The sequence below is a fragment of the Moraxella sp. CTOTU47724 genome (assembly GCF_032014955.1).
GTDB lineage: Bacteria > Pseudomonadota > Gammaproteobacteria > Pseudomonadales > Moraxellaceae > Faucicola > Faucicola tetraodonis.
The window spans coordinates 17,965-36,890 of sequence record NZ_DALZSV010000006.1 but is presented as its reverse complement, the minus strand read 5'-3'; the positions used below and the strand labels follow the sequence as shown (position 1 = coordinate 36,890).

Here is an 18,926-nt window from a genome sequence, read left to right as displayed (position 1 = left end):
TTATAAGACAAATTTATCTAGAAGTGATTTAAGAATTTTCTGCATTTTATAACTTTCTTCAATCAAAAATTCATTTGCACCCCGCCATTCAGACTTGTCTGAATATCCAACTGCTTCGTTTGTGATAATTATAAAACTATATACAGTTTCAGGACAACGCTCCCAATTAACAGGATATTGAAATTTTGATTCGATTTCTTCTTTATGCTGATATAAATAGTCGAATATTTTTAAAGTGTCTTCTTTATTATTACCTTTTATTTCAACTCTAATTTTTACAGATTCCTTTGTAATTACAACACTTATTCCGACACCATTTCCTAATTTAGTACCTAACCAATTATCTTTACTTGGTGTCCTATTAGCATATAAATTTTCAGCATTTGATAAAGTCGCATTGATAAATTGCGACCAAAAACTTATTAGTACGCTTTGTTTATTATTTTTGATTTGAATGTCTTCTTGTTTTTTCTCCGCAATATCTATCATAAAGCTTTCAACTTCGGGTACAGGAATAATTTGCTGAGTATCAAAGAAAAAGTCATTATTAAATTTAAAAAGTTGGCATTTTATACAACGGATATTAATACCAAAATTCATCAGCCATAATACAGCTGATGTTACTTCTTGACGGAATTCAGCAGCGACTAAAATGATTCGTTGCGAAGTTTCATTGGGATTTAATCCAATATCATCTTCTGTGCTATCGCTAAGAAATTCATTTATTTTTTGTTTAGCGCTTGCAATATAATCATCAGAGTTTTGGCTATCATATCTTCTAAGATAGTCAGCAAAAATATTTATGATTTTCTCATCTGTAAGTCGAGAGCAATAAGATGCATATTTCACAGACTGCCATACAACATCTTTACCAGAACTATCCGTTTTATTTTCAATAATGACTAAATTACCACTTTTATCTAACGCCAATAAATCTAATCTTTCAGACGTATTGTCAAACCCGTTAAATTCTTTTTGAATAATTAATAATGGCTCGCCAAGACATTCTGGATTGCTCACAATCCATTCTTGCAAATCTTGGCGCTCTCTAAAACCCACTTCACTAAATTGAATTTTATCAATATTAGTCATCTGCTTATTAGCAATATTTAAGTGATACATGAGTTACTCATCTTTTTCAAACAGGGCTTTGACAAAATCATCGGCTTGAAATGGGCGCAAATCATCAATTTTTTCACCCACGCCAATAAAACGAATCGGCACATTGGTGTTTTCAGCGATATTAAATACCACGCCGCCTTTTGCCGTACCATCTAATTTGGTAACGGTCACGCCTGTCAATGGCACTGCTTCATTGAAGATTTCTACTTGATTTAGGGCATTTTGTCCTGTACCCGCGTCGAGCACAATCATAGATTCATGTGGCGCTGTTGGATCGGCTTTTTGCATGACGCGAATCACTTTTTTCAGCTCTTCCATCAAATTGGTTTTATTTTGTAGACGCCCTGCAGTATCGGCAATCAGCACGTCAATGCCACGGGCTTTGGCAGATTGAATGGCATCAAAAATCACCGAGGCACTGTCTGAGCCATGACCTTGGGCGACAACAGGGATATTATTGCGCTCCCCCCATACTTGCAATTGCTCGGTGGCTGCCGCACGGAACGTATCGCCCGCTGCTAACATCACGGATTTGCCTTCACCTTGCAGACGTTTGGCAAGTTTACCGATAGTGGTGGTTTTACCCACGCCATTGACCCCAACGACCAAGATGACAAACGGTTTTGTGCTAGCATCCACCACCAGCGGTGCAACTTTGGGTGTCAAGATATCGGTGAGTTCTTTTTGTAGCGCTTTATACAGTGAATGCGAATAAATCAAATCACCGCGGGCAGTGGCTTCGGTCAAGTTTTTGATAATTCGATTGGTGGCATTCACCCCAATGTCGGCGACCAACAGTTGGTCTTCGACTTCTTCAAGTAGCTCATCATCAATTTCTTTACCACCAATCAGAATATTGGTTAAGCCTTCGGTCAAGTTTTTACGACTTTTTGATAAGCCTTGTTTCATGCGGCTAAACCAACCACCTTTCTGTTCAGGTTCTGCACTTGGCTCAGCCGTATTGGCAGATGGCTGCTGTGTGGTTGCAGGCTGCCCTTGGTGTTGGCTTTGCGGCATTGGTGACACAGATTGAGGGGTCGCGACGGGTGTTTGCAGCGTTGACGTTTGGGCGGTTTCAGCGATACGCGGCGTTTCAATAATTGGCACATCTTGCACAGGCAGATTGGGCATCGTAGCATCATCAAAATTAGTCGGTTGGTTATTAAAATTAATTACCACCTTATTAGAAGCATTGTTATTAAATTGGTTGCTACTCATATCATCGCCTATGGTTAAATTTGTCATTAAAATATTGAGATGTATAAAATTATAACAGTGTTTGTTCGCAGTTTGAAATAAACATGCTGTCAATCCCTTAAACCCATAGGATGTGTGGTATGGGAAGAAACTGTCCGTTTACAGCTTGCTGCGCTAAAAACTTGCAGCTCGTACTTAGTTGCATGTAGAAGCTCGTATCTAGTCATACTTAATCGTGCAATGGGCTTTCAAATAGCAATCAATGCCAACATCCGTTATCATGGTCTATCTTTTATAATGCCTGCAAACCCTATTGCCCCACAATCAAAAAAACCAGATTAAAAGTTAAAGAGAAACTATGTTAAACCGAAACACTGTGTCAAAATCTACATTTTTTAACCTTACCATCCTCGCTGCCGCTCTGACCTATACGCTCAGTGTATCAGGTTGCGCCACTGCGCAAACCATCGCAGCCAAAACCATGCCGACCAAAACGACCCCGACTGTAGCGAATACGCCTATTAAAGTGCATCCAACTGCTAACGCGGTAACTGACACAACCCAGCAAACGCCGAGCCCCACAGATTTTGACAGCGCTAGGGCAGCAACGCGCCATGAATATACGCTGGATAATGGATTAAAGGTGATAATCAAAGAAGATCACCGCTCTCCTGTGGTGATAAGCCAAGTATGGTATCGCGTGGGTGCTGCGGATGAACCCACTAACTTAGGCGGTATGTCACATTTGCTTGAGCATATGATGTTTAAGGGAACAAAAAACGTGTCCTCAGCAGATTTTGAACGCCTTATTGCCAAATTTGGCGGTAGCAATAATGCCTTTACCAGCTATGACTACACCGCATATTATGAAATTTTCCCTGCCAATCGCTTAGCGCTCGCCCTAGAGCTTGAAGCCGATCGGATGACCCATTTACAGCTAAAGGACAGCGACTTTACCGCTGAGCGCCAAGTGGTGATGGAAGAGCGCCGCCAGCGAACCGATGATAACCCAAACGCCCGCGCCTATGAGCAATTTAGCAAAATGGCTTACCCCAATAGCCCAAAAGGAGAATCGGTCATTGGTCCCATGGCAGAAATCGAATCCATTAGGTTAAACGACCTAACCGATTGGTATAAAACATGGTATGCACCCAACAATGCGACCTTAGTAATCGTGGGCGATGTCAATCCCACAAACGCCATCAATGAAGTCAAAAAATACTTTGCCGATAAAAAACCGCAAACCCTGCCAACGCGCCCCAGTGTGATACAGCCAGGGTTTCGTGGTTATCAAGAAAAAACCACCCAATTGCCGGTACAGGTGCCTATGGTCATGATGGCGTTTAATGTGCCAACACTTACCACAGCAAAAGACCCCAAAACTGCCTATAGTCTATCGCTGCTAGCCGATGTGCTCGATGGCGGTCTATCTGCGCGCCTAGAAAAACGCCTAGTACGGGAAAAACAGCTACTAGCGTCAGTCGGTAGTGGTTACAGCGCCTTTAGTCGGGGCGATGGGCTATTTTTAATCCAAGCCACCCCACGAGATGGCGTTACGCTTGCCCAAGCCAAACAAGCAATCATTGCTGAGATTGACGCGCTCAAAACCCAACCGATTGCACAAAGTGAACTGACCCGTGCCAAAACCAACACCATGACCAGCTTGATTTATAGCCAAGATAGTATCAGTGGACAGGCGCAGATGATTGGCAGTCTAAACAGCATTGGGCTTGATGATCGGATGGTGTTTAACCTACCCAAAATCTTAGATAGCATCACAGAAAGTGACTTACACGCTGCTGCTAGCAAATATTTGGTTAACAACAATTTAACCGTGCTCAATGTGGTAAAAGAAAATAAACCCAATAAATAACTATAAAACCAGTAACTTAACTTATCCTGACTTAAGTTGCGCTCACTTGACTTACCTTCATTGCTGTCAGACCATCCTTAGAATGTTGAGAAAAAAAATGAAAACACGCTTAGCTAAAATCTTATTACTAATGACTACCATTGCCACGCAAGCGGGCCATGCAGAACCTGCCACTCATAGCGATGCTCACAGTACTGGCAATGTTGACCCCACTGCACCCATTGCCGCTTTAGACAAATTAACCAGTCTAAAAACGACGGCACCGTTAAAAGTGACCCTACCGCATATCATCCATTTTAAGACGGATTCGGGTACCCCAGTCACTTTGGTACAAACCCACAATTTACCGATTGTGGATGTCAGTGTGTATTTTAATGCAGGCTCAGCTCGCGATGAAGCCATTAAAAAAGGCGGTTTTGGGATTGCCAGTCTGACCGCAAGTATGCTGGATCAGGGCACACGCCATAAAAGTGAAGATGAGATTGCCGAGACCAGTGAGCAGCTTGGGATTGATTTATCTGCCCGTGCTTATAAAGACATGTTTATTGTGAGTTTGCGCAGTCTATCCGATGAGGCGCGTTTATCCCCTGCGCTTGGTTTAATGAGCGATATGATGACCCAGCCTACGTTTCCAAACAAAAATTTTGAGCGTACCAAAGCCCAGTATCTAATCAGTCTGCAACAAGCCAAAGAAGATCCCGATAGCATCGCAAGCAAAGCCTTTGCTAACGCGCTTTATGGCAATCATCCCTACGCCCACCCCACCAAAGGCACAGAAGACAGCATTGCCAAAATTAATACCACCGATCTCAAAGCTTTTAGCCAGCAGTTTTTGGTGGCGAAGAACGCGAATATTGCCATTACTGGCGATATCAGTCTTGAGCGCGCGCGGGCGCTTGCCAATCAGCTAACCGCTCAAATGCCTGTTGGCACAGCTGCCCCAAAGCTTGCCGATGCCAAGCCTTTGAGCGCCGCTAAAACGATTCATATCCCATTTGACAGCACCCAAACTACCGTCTTGATGGGGCAATTGGGTCAAAAACGCGTGGTGGATAGCTTAGGCTTGCAGCATCAAACCAACTTTGCCATTGCCGATGAAATCGTCGGGGGCGGCAACTTTCAAGCCAGATTGATGGAAGATATCCGTAAAAAACGCGGGCTCACCTATGGCATTTATAGCAGCACCACGCCGATGCTTGCCCAAGGTAGCTATACCGTTAGCTTTTCTACCCGTAACCAAAAGTCGCAAGAAGCAATTGAGGCGACCAAGCAAGTCATCAAAAATACGCTAGAAAAAGGGGTAACGCCAAACGAATTGGCTTTAACCAAAGACAGTCTAATCAACAGTTTCCCAACTAGCTTTGCTAGCAATGCCGCCATGAATTCCACGATTGGTATGATGGGGTTTTATCAGCTGCCAGATAGTTACTTGACCGATTACGTGACGCGCGTGCAGCGCGCCGACCTTAACGCTGTCAATCAAAGCTATAAAGACCTCATTGACCCTAACAAGTTTTTGATTGTGACGGTTGGCAGCGCCACGCCAAACACAACAAAAACCGCTAAATAGCCAATGTCAACAGCTTAACAGTTGCGACAGGGTTAAAAACGACAGGGTGATGAGCTTGAGCTATGGCTTGCGCCCCATTTTCGAAAGCCTTGCGTATCAAGATGCACTGAGCCTGTCGGATACAAACCAAGTCCAAAACTATAAGCTTGCCCGTTGGACTGCCAAAACTGGCAAAGCACATCAAAGGTGCTTTCTATCGCCCATTTATTGGCTTCGTTTTCAGGTATCCAAATATCAATTGCGCCATTGGTCATGTGCTTACTCTCGCCTGCACCGCCCGCACAATCATTCAATGCAGGGTTTCGATACACGGAGCGTATCACTGTCGAATACGGCAAATAACCTTGTTTTTGCAGTTGCTGCAGCATTTGCAGGGTGGGCACGATATTTTGCCATAGTGACGCAGGCGGCACTTCATACGGCTCAAAACCGCAGCGCCGCGCATCTCTGGCACTCGTGATTAACTGATCCATCGGCGGAATACTGCCTAATTGGCTTTGCAAGTAATTTTGATACGCCAACACTTCTGATTGCTGATAACTGTGACTAGCTAACCAATCTTTAAAATCTGCATCATTGGTATAGACAACGTTACTATTATATCGTGTGGTATTTTTGAGTGCGCCATAATCTGTTGTAGGTCGGCTTGTGTTTTGACGGTTGAGAATAAGACCGCGCATATTGTCAGTCTGCGTGACAGTAGGATTTTTAGGGTTTGGCTGGGTTTTATGAACGATGGTCGTAGTAGGTTTTCGGTTATCGACGGGTGTGACAGGATGATTACACGCGATAAGCAATGTCATTATCATCCCTGAGCCAACAATGCCTGTTAAAATCTTTGTTTTAGTGTTCTGAGTCTTGGTAATGTTGATATTCTTGGTATTGGCACTCTCGGGCTTGCCATACTTTACTGTTTGCGCGTTGTCTTCGATAATGGTTGGTTTATTTTTGGTCTTGTTTTGATGTGTCATGGACTGCCTATTCACGTTTCGTCAAAATGGAAAAACACCACGGACTTATGAGCAACTGTCAAAAAAGTAGGCTTGATATACTTAGCTAACCATGCCTACTTGATAATTGTTTTTACTTAACTAATTTTCACTTAATAGTTATGTTCACTACATAATTAAGCTCACTTAATATAGTGACTTATTTCTACGAAACAAGTGTTATAAACTATTACATTATTAAGACTACCAAAATCACATTAAGCCATATAAACTATTGAGCCTATTTTTGTGTCTTTTTACAGACTTATTGTCACCGGGTTAATTTGATGTTTGGTGTGTATGGTAGATAAGATTGGACAGTACCGTTTTTCTAGGCAAGCTCATCACTTTGGTAATGACAGTCTACCCTCTTTTTGGCAGCGCGTGCATTTAGACCCTTGGTTATTGATGCTATTGTTTGTCACAGCTTTGTTTGGTTTAGCCATTTTATACAGTGCCTCTACTCAAGATATGGGAATGGTCATCCGTCAAACCATTAGTTTTACCATCGCGTTTGTGGTGATGATTGTCATGGCGCAAATCCCGCCCAGTCTTTACCGTGATTTTACCCCGTTTTTTTATGTGGGGGGCGTGGGGTTACTGATACTGGTCAAAATTATTGGTGAGGTGCGACTGGGTGCGCAGCGCTGGATTGGTATTCCTGGGTTTGGTAGTGTCCAGCCGTCAGAATTTATGAAGCTTGGCATGCCGATGCTCACTGCTTGGTTTTTATCCAAACGCGACTTGCCGCCAAGTTTATCGACAGTGCTTATCACGCTGGTGGCGATTGGTATTCCAGTACTGCTAATTGCTGAACAGCCCGACTTGGGTACCTCTTTATTGGTGGCGTCTAGTGGCTTATTTGTGCTGTTTTTATCGGGTTTACCTTGGTGGATGATTGGCTCTGCGGTGGCGCTGTTTATTCCTTTTGTTTTTGTGGCTTGGGAATACCTGCTACACGACTACCAGCGCAAACGCGTGCTAACTTTGCTAGACCCTGAAAGCGATGCCTTGGGGGCTGGATGGAATATCATGCAGTCAAAAACCGCGATTGGCTCAGGGGGACTCACAGGTAAAGGCTACTTGCAAGGCACACAATCTCATCTACATTTTTTACCCGAAGGCCACACCGATTTTATCATTGCGGCTTTTTCTGAAGAGTTTGGCTTAATTGGTGTCAGTTTACTGATGTTCCTGTATTTTTGTATTCTATGCCGCGCCTTATTTATTGCTTACTCCAATACTGCTGTCTATAGCAAATTACTCTCGGGCGCGATTGCCATGTCATTTTTTGTGTATGTGTTTGTAAATGCCGGCATGGTAGCAGGTATTTTGCCAGTTGTCGGTGTTCCTTTGCCATTTATCAGCTATGGCGGTACCGCGTTAATTACTTTGATGGCAGGATTTGGTTTAGTGATGTCAATTGCCTCACATAATGTTAAATAACCGTCACACTATTTTCGAAACTATTTTGTTTGCAACTAAACTATTTATAAACAATTATTTATGTAAATAGGTATTTTTAAATGTAAAAAACGTAAAAGAGTTATCATAAAAGATATCCTTTTTATGAGTAGTTTTAAACAATTATGATGGTAAAACTTAATAATTTTTACCGTTTATCTATTTTTTTGTACCTTTTATCTAAATAAATCGTGATTTTAATCGCGTAATTGCTTATTGTGGGTCATCAAGATTGAACAATTACATACCGAAACAAAGTAAAATTTGTAAACTAATTGTTAAATCTCATAAATTTTCTTGGTGCCCTATAAGCGATTTGTATGCATGACATATCAAGGCTTATTGGCTCCCAAATATAAGGCGCTCATTGTAAAGAGCGATTGTTCAGAGGTCATTATGTCAAAGCGTCAATCGAATTTAGCTAATGTAGCGACGTTACTTTGCTTTTGTGGCGTAACGGCGCTTAGCTCAACTACCCAAGCAGCCACGAGCAATTTAGATCACGTACTTAATGAGTTAACCCGCCAGCACAACAATGCATCAGACTTAGTCAAATCAGCCCGCCAACCTCGCAACCTTGCCTTAGAAAGCCAACTTATCAGCCAAGACACTTCACAAGCTAGCAAAGATGCAGACGTGTTAGAGCGTCTTTCTGCCGTTGCATCTAATACGGTCAATCGTTTTAGCCAAACGGGTGTCGCCTCTTGGTATGGTCGTCAATTTCAAGGTCGTAAAACTGCTAGCGGTGATACTTTTGATTCCAATTCGTTGACGGCTGCCCATCGCTCATTGCCAATGAATTGTTATATCAAAGTAACCAACAAATCAAACGGCAAAAGCGTTGTGGTAAAAGTCAATGACCGCGGTCCGTTTTCAAGCCATCGCGTCTTAGATTTATCGTATGCCGCCGCCAAACAAATTGGCTTAGCAAGCACGGGCACAGGCAACGTTGTTATTGAACGTGTAAGTGGTCTAAACTAATGTTAGCTGACTAGCAGCCTTTAGCTTAATATCAGTTTTTAGATGACTATCCGCCTATCAGCACAAAAAAAGCATGAAATTGATTCATGCTTTTTTAATTCCCTTAAAAATCTTACCGCGCCAAATACTTAGTCATATCTTCAATCCCATGCAAGGTCATTGGATACATATGACCTTGCATGATATCTTTGATTAAGCCGATGGTCTGGGTGTATTGCCAGTAGCTTGGTGTCTCAGGGTTGAGCCATGCGACTTTATCAAAGTGGTTAGTGATACGTTTTAGCCACGCCTGTCCCGTATCTTGGCTCATATACTCAACGCTGCCGCCGACAGATAACAACTCATAAGGCGACATTGCGGCATCACCGACAAAAATCACCCGATAATCACTGCCGTATTTGTGTAGCACATCCAATGTGGGCACCGCACTGGCGTTACGGCGGGCATTTTCTGTCCAAACATACTCATACACGCAGTTATGAAAATAAAAGAATTCAAGCGTCTTAAACTCATTTTTGGCAGCGGCAAATAAGCGCTCACACGCTTCAATATAGCTATCCATGCTACCACCGATATCAAACAGCATGAGCACTTTGACACGATTACGGCGTTCGGGACGCAGCTGTACATCGAGCATCCCTTTTTGCGCGGTTTTCTTGATGGTTGAGCCAATATCAAGCTCATCAGCCGCCCCATCACGCGCGAATTTACGCAGTTTACGCAGTGCCATCTGCATGGAGCGGGTTTCTAACTGGTTATCCGTATCCAAATCGCGGTATTTGCGCTGCTCCCACACCTTGACCGCGCTGCGTTTTCGGCTTTCACCCCCTACTCGTATGCCCTCAGGATGGTCGCCATACGCCCCAAATGGCGATGAGCCGCCTGTACCGACCCATTTGTTACCGCCTTGGTGTCGCTCTTTTTGTTCTTTTAGCCGTTTCTCTAGTGCTTTCATGAGTGCTTCAAGCGAGCCATATTTTTTGAGTAGGCGTCGCTGGGCTTCGGTGAGATTGTTGGGGTCAAGTTTGAGTTCCAGCCATTCTTTAGGGATATTACCCAATTTTGCCATCAGCTCGTCAATGTCGAGTGTATCAATACCTTCAAAATAATCCGCCATGGCACGGTCAAATTTATCAAAGTATTTTTCGTCTTTGACCATACATAGGCGAATCAGCTCGTAGAATTGTTCACGGTCGGCAAACACAATGCCTGTTTCTAGTAAGGCATAAAGGTCTAGCAATTCACGGGTAGAAACTGGCACGCCATAAGTGCGTAAGGTGTAAAAAAGATTGATAAACACACCAATCCCCTATCGACTACGACGCAGCATAAAGCCCATACGTTCAAGTAAACTCAAGTCATTTTCATTTTTGAGCAACGCCCCCGCCATGGGCGGTAAGTTATCGCTTGGATTTTTCAACCGCTCAATCGCATTTTGACTGCCCGCTTGCAACTCATCTGCCATCAGCAAACTAATCCAATCTACCAATTCAGAGGTGGATGGCGGTTTTTTTAAGCCTTTGACTTCACGCAGACCGTAGAACACCTTGAGTGCTTCATCCACCAAGTCTGCCTGTAGATTGGGGAAATGCACATCCACAATTTCGCGCATGGTTGCTTGGTCAGGAAAATCAATATAATGAAAAAAGCAACGACGCAAGAAGGCATCAGGCAGTTCTTTTTCATTGTTTGACGTGATAATAACGACAGGACGATGATCGGCGGTAATCGTTTCGCCAGTTTCATACACATAAAATGACATTTTATCGAGCTCATGTAGCAAGTCGTTAGGGAACTCAATATCCGCTTTATCAATCTCATCAATGAGCAGTACCACACGCTCAGGACTGGTAAATGCTTGCCATAGCTTGCCTGCCTTGATGTAGTTGGCAATATCATACACGCGGTCATCGCCCAATTGACTATCCCGCAGGCGTGATACCGCATCGTACTCATACAAGCCTTGTTCAGCTTTGGTGGTTGATTTGATGTGCCAAGTTAACAGTGGCATATCTAAACTTTTTGCCACTTCTTCAGCCAGTAGCGTTTTACCCGTGCCAGGTTCCCCTTTGATGAGTAACGGTTTTTGCAATTGAATCGCAGCGTTGACGGCAAGTTTTAGGTTGTCAGTGGCGATATAACTATCGGTGCTTGCAAAACTGCTTTGGGTTGCGCTGTTTTGGATGGCAGCATTTTGCTGATGGTCAGACATAAAAAAACCTATGATAATCGTCAAAAATGAGTTTCAGACTATCATAAGTTTTAGGGAAAGTTAAGCTATAAGTAAAAGGTTAAGCTGTAAAAGATTAAGCTATAAAAAGTTAAGCGGTTACAGCTTGCTGGCTTATCACTATCATAGCTTAGCGGCTAGGCTGGCTGATATTGGCGTTATTTAGCGCATGTTTTTTGTTGGTTTTATCGATGCCCATTCGAAGAATTTGCCAAATAAAACCCAAAATACAGCCCACTGTAATGACAACCATAATTGGTAGCAACCCATTAAAGATAATTGCTGGATCTTTGAGTAAAATCCCATACACCACGGAAATACTCGCTGGTGCGATGTCAGGCGGGGTGCCAAGGGAAGTGGTGGGCGTGAGCAAAATCGCAAATAGAATAATCCAACTCAAGCCTGCAAGCGTTTTTGGCAAAATCCGTACCACTAAAATCCAAAGCAGTAATACCACAATGGAAGATCCCACATAAGCATATAAGGGTAATTTGTCTGGCGGCACACCTTGAACCAGCTGCGCCCACCAAATGATGATTTCGCCTAGCACATTACCGATTTGGTCGAGTGATAAAAATGCAAACATAATTTTGCCTTGCCAAAAATAGATAGATTATTTTAGCATGATTCAACTCATTTTGTTAAAATTTTGCTACTGCCACTTGTTCTGCTGCGCTTCTGCCATATTCAATTTTGCTTGGCGTAACAGCACGTCTTCAGGCGGCATTTGCACAAAATACCCCTGACTTTGCAGTTTTTCTAACACTTCTGCTTTATTGACTCGTGCAAGCTTTGTCGTATTCGTCAAATCCAAATGCATCACAAAGGTTTCGCGCCCAATCGCTTGACGAAAATCCTTGGGCAACACTGACAACCAGTCACGAATCTCGTCCGTGTCATTGGGATAATCTGGGCGAGCAATGTACACATACAGGTCATCTTTTTTGCTAAATTTATAAATATCGCAATGCATCATACAACCCTATTATTACTGTAAAATTTAAAGTGCCTCTATCATACCATAAAATAGTATGTCTGGAATTGCACCCCTTTTGCTATTAGCGCCTTTTGCTATTAGCTTGGGTATGTTACATGTTAGCCGATAAAAAAAGAGCAACTAGGGCAATTGCTCTTTTGAGGATAAAAGCTACTGATAAATTTGCGCTTTATAAAAGCTAATTAATGATGCTCAGTATCGGCAATCTGCGCTTGTGCCAACGCAGACAAGGCGGCTTTTAACATCGCTGATACAGTGCTTGAGCAAGTGCCGATACCTGAATAAATCTCACCTTCAATATTCAACTGTAAGTAAGCAACGGCATTGGCATCACTGTTGTTTTGGGTGAGCGGGCTTTGACTTTCAACCGTTAACGCATGCTCTGCATAGTTGATAACGTGAATATTTTTGTTCAATTTGGCAGAGATGGCATTAATAAAGGCAGACAACGGACCATTACCATTACCAACGACGTCTATGATATCATCCCCCATACGCACAGAGCCTGTAAAGCTTACTGAGCCAGCGGTGTTTTTGATTTCATAATCTTGCAACGCCAAAGTAGATTGGTTCAAATAAGTGTTTTCAAACACGCTAATGACATCATCTGATGTCAATTCTGACTGACGGCTCTCGGCCTCTTGCTGAATGACACGGCTAAAGTCAATCTGCGTCCAGCGCGGCAAATGAAAACCAAAGTCACGTTGCAAGATATAAGCAACACCACCTTTCCCTGACTGGCTATTGATACGTACAACATCCTGATAGCCGCGTCCGATATGAGCAGGGTCAATCGGCAAGTATGCCACATCCCATAAGCCTTGGGTGGCTTCGGCATTTTTCTCGTTATAATCTAGCGATTTTTTGATGGCATCTTGGTGCGAGCCACTAAAAGCGGTAAATACCAACTCGCCCACATAAGGATGGCGTGGATGAATCGGTAACTGATTGCACTCACTCACCACTTGGGCGATTTCGCTCATGTTACTAAAATCAAGCTGTGGGTCTACGCCTTGGCTGTACATATTCATCGCCATGACCATAATATCCATGTTGCCTGTGCGCTCGCCATTGCCAAAAAGCGTGCCTTCAATCCGGTCAGCCCCTGCCATCAAACCTAACTCACTGGCAGCCACGGCACAGCCACGGTCATTGTGGGTGTGAAGGCTCACAATCACATGCTCACGCATGGGTAAGTTTTGGCAAAAATATTCAATCTGATCGGCATAAATATTGGGCGTTGAGCTCTCTACTGTTGATGGCAAGTTAAAGATTACCTTCTGACCTAAGTCCGGGCGCCAAACTTTACACACTTCATCACAGATTTTGACCGAAAAATCGACCTCGGTTTGTGAGAAACTTTCAGGGGAATATTCAAAAATCCATTCGGTTTCAGGGTATTCTTTCGCCAAATCACGCAACAATGTCGCACCCTCAACCGCAATCGCAATAATGTCATCATAATCTTTTTGATACACTTTTTCGCGCTGCACTTTTGAGGTTGAGTTATACACGTGGACGATGGCACGTTTGGCACCTTTTAGCGACTCAAAGGTGCGGCGAATCAAATGTTCGCGTGCCTGCACCAATACCTGCAAGGTCACATCGTCGGGTACGTGTCCGCCTTCGATTAATTTGCGAGTAAAGTCATACTCAACTTGCGCCGCTGATGGAAAACCAATCTCAATTTCTTTAAACCCCACTTGCACCAACAAATCAAAGAAGCGCATTTTTTGTTCAATGCTCATCGGCTCAATCAAGGCTTGGTTACCATCTCGCAAATCCACCGACGTCCATATGGGCGCTTTGGTGATGGTTTTATCGGGCCAAGTACGCTGGGTCATCTTTGGTGCAAATGCAAAGGGTTGGTATTTTTTATGATTAAAAGCCGCGTTTTTGGGTTGTATTGACATGCTAATGCTCCACATTTAATTTTACTTAAAATTCTATGATGAAATTATATCCATTTTTTTGTAGTTGAAGTAACTAAATTTTGCTATAAAATACATAGAATTTGATATTTATGGCTACTATAATTATATTGTTTAGTTAAAATCACTAATATTAAGAATTTACCATGGCTTCATTAGATAAAATAGACAGACAAATATTAGCGCTATTACGGGAAAATGCCCGCATGAGCAATCTTGAATTGGCAGAAAGCGTAAACTTAAGCCCTACCCCCTGTGCGCGCAGAGTCAAACAATTAGAAGATGCCGGTATTATCACCGGTTATAGTGTCACCACCGACCCTAGAAAATTAGGTTATCAACTGTCAGTCTATATTGCTATTAGCATGGATAAACATACAGCAGAGCGCTTTAGCAATTTTGAAAAAAAACTACGAGAATTTCCTGAAGTGGTAAGCTGTAGTATTGTGACAGGGCGCAGCGAAGACTATCTTATCAAAGCTTTGGTCAAAGATATGGCGCATTATGAAGAATTTTTATTGCATCGTCTAAACCGTATCGAAGGTATCGCACAAGTGCATACCAGTTTTGAATTACGAGAGGTATTCTCTCTTCCCATTATCACAGATACTATATGATGCTGTATTAATCATATAAAAAAAGATACCCACGAAGGAGTATCTTTTTTAGTAATTGACTGAAGTTAGAAACGGTAAGTTGCACCGATTTTAGCGATTGGGTACCATTTTGAATAATTTGAATCATCCAAATCTTGTTGTAAATCAGATTTTAAACGATTATTGTCAAATTTTGCAATTTCTTCACCATTGGCATTTAGAACTCGTGTGTTAGCATCAGTCACTTTTAAGCCACCAGTATAAGCTGCACCGATTTCACCGAATACACCAAAATTATTAGTGATATTAGGACGGAAACCAATAGTTAAGTATGGGTTCATGGTGTTTTTATTTTCAGCTGACGCTTCAATGTTACCATAGTAAGAGTTACCATTGATTTTAACTTGTTTGGTTTCAGTCGCTTGTTTTTTCAAGGTGATTTCATTGTCACCAAAAATGGTACCAACACCCACAGTAAACCAATTTCCAGCTGGACGTAAATTCACACCAATATATGGGTTGCTTGAATCTGTTTCTAAGTCATATTTAACATCTTCAATTTTGATGGTGTTTTTTAAATCACCGATATCGCCACCAGCCCAACCAACTACAAGCTCAGTTTTATCGTTTAGCGCCCAACCAATATTGGCACCATAACCTAAAGTACCTACTTCGGCACTGATAGCAGCAGGATTTGTTACGGTATCAAAAAACGTTCTAGTACCAGAAACCAATTGAGTTGTCGTATTTCGTACCACACCTGCGTTTGGGTCATAGGTGGTAGTAGATACAGCAACAGGCTGTGCAACAACTTGTTGATCAACAACTACAGTTTGAGCAAAAGCAGAAGTTGCGATTAAAGCAGCAGGAATAGCAGCTAATTTCAAAACTTTCATATAAATCTCCTAAGGACAAGATAAAGTAAATTTACCATTTCTCTTAAAAATCTAAAAGACTTTCAAGCGATGAATGACATATAAAGAAAAAGTAAATTAGTTGACATATTTTGTTACGTTTCTCTTAGGTATATTAAAACGTAATTTTTCAGCAATGTCTTTTAATTTTGTATAACTTTTCTATATGTTTATGTAATTACATAGGATGAAGTGTAATATTTTATCAAAAATGTTGCTTTTTTAAAAGACTTAAGTTGATGTTGCAATTAAGAGAATGACTTTTATGTTAATTTTTTTTACAATACGCCTATCGAGAGATGCTGCAGCTTAAGGTTCGCTTAATTTATATTTGCTTGCCTGCGCTAGGCTCGTTTTTTGTGTTTTAACCAAAATAAATCCAAAATAAATAACGGCATCTGCGTTTTTACTTTAACTTTTTTTACCGGTTTTAAGGAGTGGACGCAGTGTCCCTGTCTATCAATTCTACTGATTCAAATTTTTCTGATTACAAAGTTGCCGATATTAGCCTTGCCGACTACGGTCGCAAAGAAATCAAACTGGCTGAAACTGAAATGCCTGCTTTGATGGGCTTACGCCAACGCTACCAAGCCGAGCAGCCCTTAAAAGGCGCCAAGATTGTGGGCTGTATCCACATGACCATCCAAACGGCTGTCCTCATCGAAACGCTCGTGGCGCTGGGTGCTGAAGTACGCTGGACTTCTTGTAATATTTTTTCAACCCAAGACCATGCCGCTGCCGCCATCGCAGCAGCCGGTATTCCTGTGTTTGCCTGGAAAGGCGAGACTGAGGAAGAATACGAATGGTGTCTTCGCCAGCAGATTTTTGAAGGTGGTGAAGCCACGGGTAAGCTGTGGGATGCCAATATTATTCTAGATGATGGCGGTGACTTGACGGCGCTGATTCATAACGACTACCCGCAACTGCTCGACAACATTCACGGTATCTCAGAAGAGACAACAACAGGGGTGCATCGTCTAATTGAAATGTTAAATGCAGGCACGCTAAAAGTACCCGCCATTAATGTCAATGACGCAGTAACCAAATCAAAAAATGACAACAAATATGGCTGTCGTCATAGCCTAAACGATGCCATCAAACGTGGTACCGATATGCTGTTAGCGGGTCGTCGTGCGCTTGTTATCGGTTATGGCGATGTCGGTAAAGGTTCTGCTCAAAGCCTACGTCAAGAAGGTATGATAGTACGAGTAACGGAAGCTGATCCAATTTGTGGTATGCAAGCTTGTATGGATGGCTATGAATTGGTCTCGCCATTTGTGGAAGGTGACCCTGCCAAAGGTGTCAACAAAACCCTTATGCAAGATACTGACTTGGTGGTCACTACCACTGGTAACTACCATGTCTGTAATAGCGATATGCTAAAAGCCTTAAAAGCCACCGCAGTGGTTTGTAATATTGGTCACTTTGATACTGAGATTGATACCCAGTTTATGCGTGACAACTGGAAATGGGTGGAAGTGAAGCCTCAAGTACACCAAGTCTATCGATCAGAAGATGAAAACGATTACTTGCTTTTATTGTCGGAAGGTCGTTTGGTCAATTTGGGCAATGCCACAGGTCATCCATCACGTATTATGGATGGTTCTTTTGCCAACCAAGTATTGGCGCAAATGCACTTATTCAAAGAAAAATTTGCTGATTTGCCGGCGGACAAAAAAGCGGATAATTTATATGTCAAAGTATTGCCCAAAAAACTTGATGAAGAAGTGGCAGCAGCCATGGTTGCAGGCTTTAACGGGGTACTGACTAAATTGACGCAGCAACAAGCCGATTATATCGGTGTGCCAGTTGAAGGTCCGTTTAAACCTGATAGCTATAAATACTAATAGCTATAACTACTATTTGTTAAAGGTTCAATCAAAGTCATGCCCATGTGCATGACTTTTTTATGCAGTTTAACTCAATGTTTATGCCAAAAAATTCAATTTTTTTACTGTTATACCCGTTATAATGGTGCTATTTTTTATCATTTTGGATACTTTCATGACCACCATGACAACGCCGTTTTCTTTTGAGTTTTTTCCCCCCAAGACCGATGACGGTCAAACCAAATTATTGGCAACCTTTGATGAATTAAATGCTTTAAAACCGCAATATTTTAGCGTCACGTATGGCGCAGGTGGGTCAACCCGTGAGCGCACCTTAGGTATCGTTAAGGCACTGAGTGAAAAAAGTGACACACCTATCACCCCGCATTTATCCTGCATTGGCGATGATAAAGCCAAAATTGGCGAGTTATTAGATTATTATAAATCGTTAGGCATTAATCGCTTGGTGGCGCTGCGCGGTGATTTGCCATCGGGTATGGTAGGTCTTGGCGAGCTGCCGTTTGCTGTCGATTTGGTTAAATACATACGTGAGCATAGCGGTGATTATTTTCGTATCAAAGTCGCGGCTTATCCAGAAATGCACCCGCAAGCCAAAAGCTTTGATGCCGATATCCAAAACTTGCTCAATAAATACCGCGCAGGTGCGACTGAAGCGATTACCCAGTTTTTCTACAACGCTGACAGCTATCTATATCTGCGTGATGCCCTTGCCAAAAAAGGGGTGACACAAGATGAGTTCCCCATCATTGCAGGCATTATGCCTATCACCAATGCGTCAAATTTGATTCGATTTGCCGATGGCTGCGGGGCAGATATTCCACGTTTCATCCGTAAACAGCTTGCCGACTATGGCGATGACAAAAAAGCCATTCGTCAATTTGGGTTTGAAGTGATGGTCAATCTATGTGAGCGTTTGATTGCCGAAGGCGTGCCGTCAATGCATTTTTACAGCATGAACCAAGTCAGCCCAAATAAACAATTGATTGAAGCGCTCGGATTGGTTTAATTGGGGATAGACCTTACCCACTATCTGACAGTAAACAAAAAATGAGCATAACGGTGTTAAACTCTCTGTTTACCATCGTAAAATTGGGGCATCGCAAAATAACGCTTATCTTAAAGATTTTATCTGGAACAGTTTATCTTGAGCGGGTATGGTCGGATGCTTACGTTTTATCAAAGATAGCATGCTGTTCGATAGTAGGGCTAAGC

The 18,926-nt window shown here is 42.4% G+C and carries 16 protein-coding genes; 7 read left to right on the top strand and 9 right to left on the bottom strand.

Annotation, left to right across the window (positions count from 1 at the left end):
- Positions 1-1,122 carry a DUF4268 domain-containing protein gene (locus RTR63_RS02545; RefSeq protein WP_312522488.1) on the bottom strand — a complete coding sequence of 374 codons (1,122 nt, stop codon included), beginning with the start codon at positions 1,120-1,122 and terminating at the stop codon, positions 1-3.
- A gap of 3 nt (positions 1,123-1,125) precedes the next feature.
- The gene (gene ftsY, locus RTR63_RS02540; protein ID WP_409418184.1) at positions 1,126-2,340 is read right to left on the bottom strand and encodes a signal recognition particle-docking protein FtsY; all 1,215 of its coding nucleotides are present in this window, start codon (positions 2,338-2,340) and stop codon (positions 1,126-1,128) included.
- 337 nt (positions 2,341-2,677) lie between these two features.
- Between ftsY and RTR63_RS02535 the strand changes: the two genes are divergently transcribed.
- Positions 2,678-4,192, top strand: a complete 1,515-nt coding sequence (locus RTR63_RS02535) for a M16 family metallopeptidase (protein ID WP_312522486.1) — start codon at positions 2,678-2,680, stop codon at positions 4,190-4,192.
- Between the two features lie 97 nt (positions 4,193-4,289).
- Positions 4,290-5,762: a M16 family metallopeptidase gene (locus tag RTR63_RS02530; RefSeq protein WP_312522484.1), complete on the top strand. Its 1,473-nt coding sequence runs from the start codon at positions 4,290-4,292 to the stop codon at positions 5,760-5,762.
- Positions 5,763-5,794: 32 nt separating this feature from the next.
- Here RTR63_RS02530 and RTR63_RS02525 read toward each other — a convergent pair whose 3' ends face one another.
- A complete protein-coding gene (locus RTR63_RS02525) occupies positions 5,795-6,733 on the bottom strand; it encodes a D-Ala-D-Ala carboxypeptidase family metallohydrolase (RefSeq protein ID WP_312522482.1) in 939 nt (312 codons plus the stop codon).
- A 318-nt stretch (positions 6,734-7,051) separates the two neighbouring features.
- Between RTR63_RS02525 and rodA the strand changes: the two genes are divergently transcribed.
- Positions 7,052-8,197 (top strand): rod shape-determining protein RodA, encoded by a 1,146-nt coding sequence (gene rodA, locus RTR63_RS02520; RefSeq protein WP_312522480.1) that lies wholly within the window; start codon positions 7,052-7,054, stop codon positions 8,195-8,197.
- A 414-nt stretch (positions 8,198-8,611) separates the two neighbouring features.
- The gene (locus tag RTR63_RS02515) at positions 8,612-9,196 is read left to right on the top strand and encodes a septal ring lytic transglycosylase RlpA family protein (RefSeq protein WP_312522478.1); all 585 of its coding nucleotides are present in this window, start codon (positions 8,612-8,614) and stop codon (positions 9,194-9,196) included.
- 112 nt (positions 9,197-9,308) lie between these two features.
- Here RTR63_RS02515 and RTR63_RS02510 read toward each other — a convergent pair whose 3' ends face one another.
- The 5 genes from RTR63_RS02510 to leuA form a co-directional block, all read right to left on the bottom strand.
- The gene (locus tag RTR63_RS02510) at positions 9,309-10,496 is read right to left on the bottom strand and encodes a vWA domain-containing protein (RefSeq protein WP_312522476.1); all 1,188 of its coding nucleotides are present in this window, start codon (positions 10,494-10,496) and stop codon (positions 9,309-9,311) included.
- A 9-nt stretch (positions 10,497-10,505) separates the two neighbouring features.
- On the bottom strand, positions 10,506-11,408 hold the full coding sequence (locus tag RTR63_RS02505; protein WP_198001307.1) for an AAA family ATPase: 903 nt from the start codon (positions 11,406-11,408) through the stop codon (positions 10,506-10,508).
- A gap of 148 nt (positions 11,409-11,556) precedes the next feature.
- On the bottom strand, positions 11,557-12,012 hold the full coding sequence (locus tag RTR63_RS02500) for a hypothetical protein (protein ID WP_007116910.1): 456 nt from the start codon (positions 12,010-12,012) through the stop codon (positions 11,557-11,559).
- A gap of 66 nt (positions 12,013-12,078) precedes the next feature.
- Entirely contained in the window at positions 12,079-12,399 is a 321-nt protein-coding gene (locus RTR63_RS02495) for a YcgL domain-containing protein (RefSeq protein ID WP_065252484.1), read from the bottom strand.
- A 206-nt stretch (positions 12,400-12,605) separates the two neighbouring features.
- Positions 12,606-14,336: a 2-isopropylmalate synthase gene (gene leuA, locus RTR63_RS02490; RefSeq protein ID WP_312522474.1), complete on the bottom strand. Its 1,731-nt coding sequence runs from the start codon at positions 14,334-14,336 to the stop codon at positions 12,606-12,608.
- Positions 14,337-14,500: 164 nt separating this feature from the next.
- On the opposite strand from leuA, the gene RTR63_RS02485 reads away from it, so the two are divergent.
- On the top strand, positions 14,501-14,971 hold the full coding sequence (locus RTR63_RS02485) for an Lrp/AsnC family transcriptional regulator (protein WP_100269790.1): 471 nt from the start codon (positions 14,501-14,503) through the stop codon (positions 14,969-14,971).
- Between the two features lie 65 nt (positions 14,972-15,036).
- Here RTR63_RS02485 and RTR63_RS02480 read toward each other — a convergent pair whose 3' ends face one another.
- Entirely contained in the window at positions 15,037-15,846 is an 810-nt protein-coding gene (locus RTR63_RS02480; RefSeq protein WP_312522470.1) for a hypothetical protein, read from the bottom strand.
- A 476-nt stretch (positions 15,847-16,322) separates the two neighbouring features.
- Here RTR63_RS02480 and ahcY point away from each other — a divergent pair, with 476 nt between their 5' ends.
- Positions 16,323-17,711 carry an adenosylhomocysteinase gene (gene ahcY, locus RTR63_RS02475; protein WP_312522535.1) on the top strand — a complete coding sequence of 463 codons (1,389 nt, stop codon included), beginning with the start codon at positions 16,323-16,325 and terminating at the stop codon, positions 17,709-17,711.
- 157 nt (positions 17,712-17,868) lie between these two features.
- Positions 17,869-18,720, top strand: coding sequence for a methylenetetrahydrofolate reductase [NAD(P)H] (gene metF, locus RTR63_RS02470; RefSeq protein WP_409418183.1), 852 nt, complete (start codon positions 17,869-17,871; stop codon positions 18,718-18,720).
- Positions 18,721-18,926 lie beyond the last annotated feature (206 nt).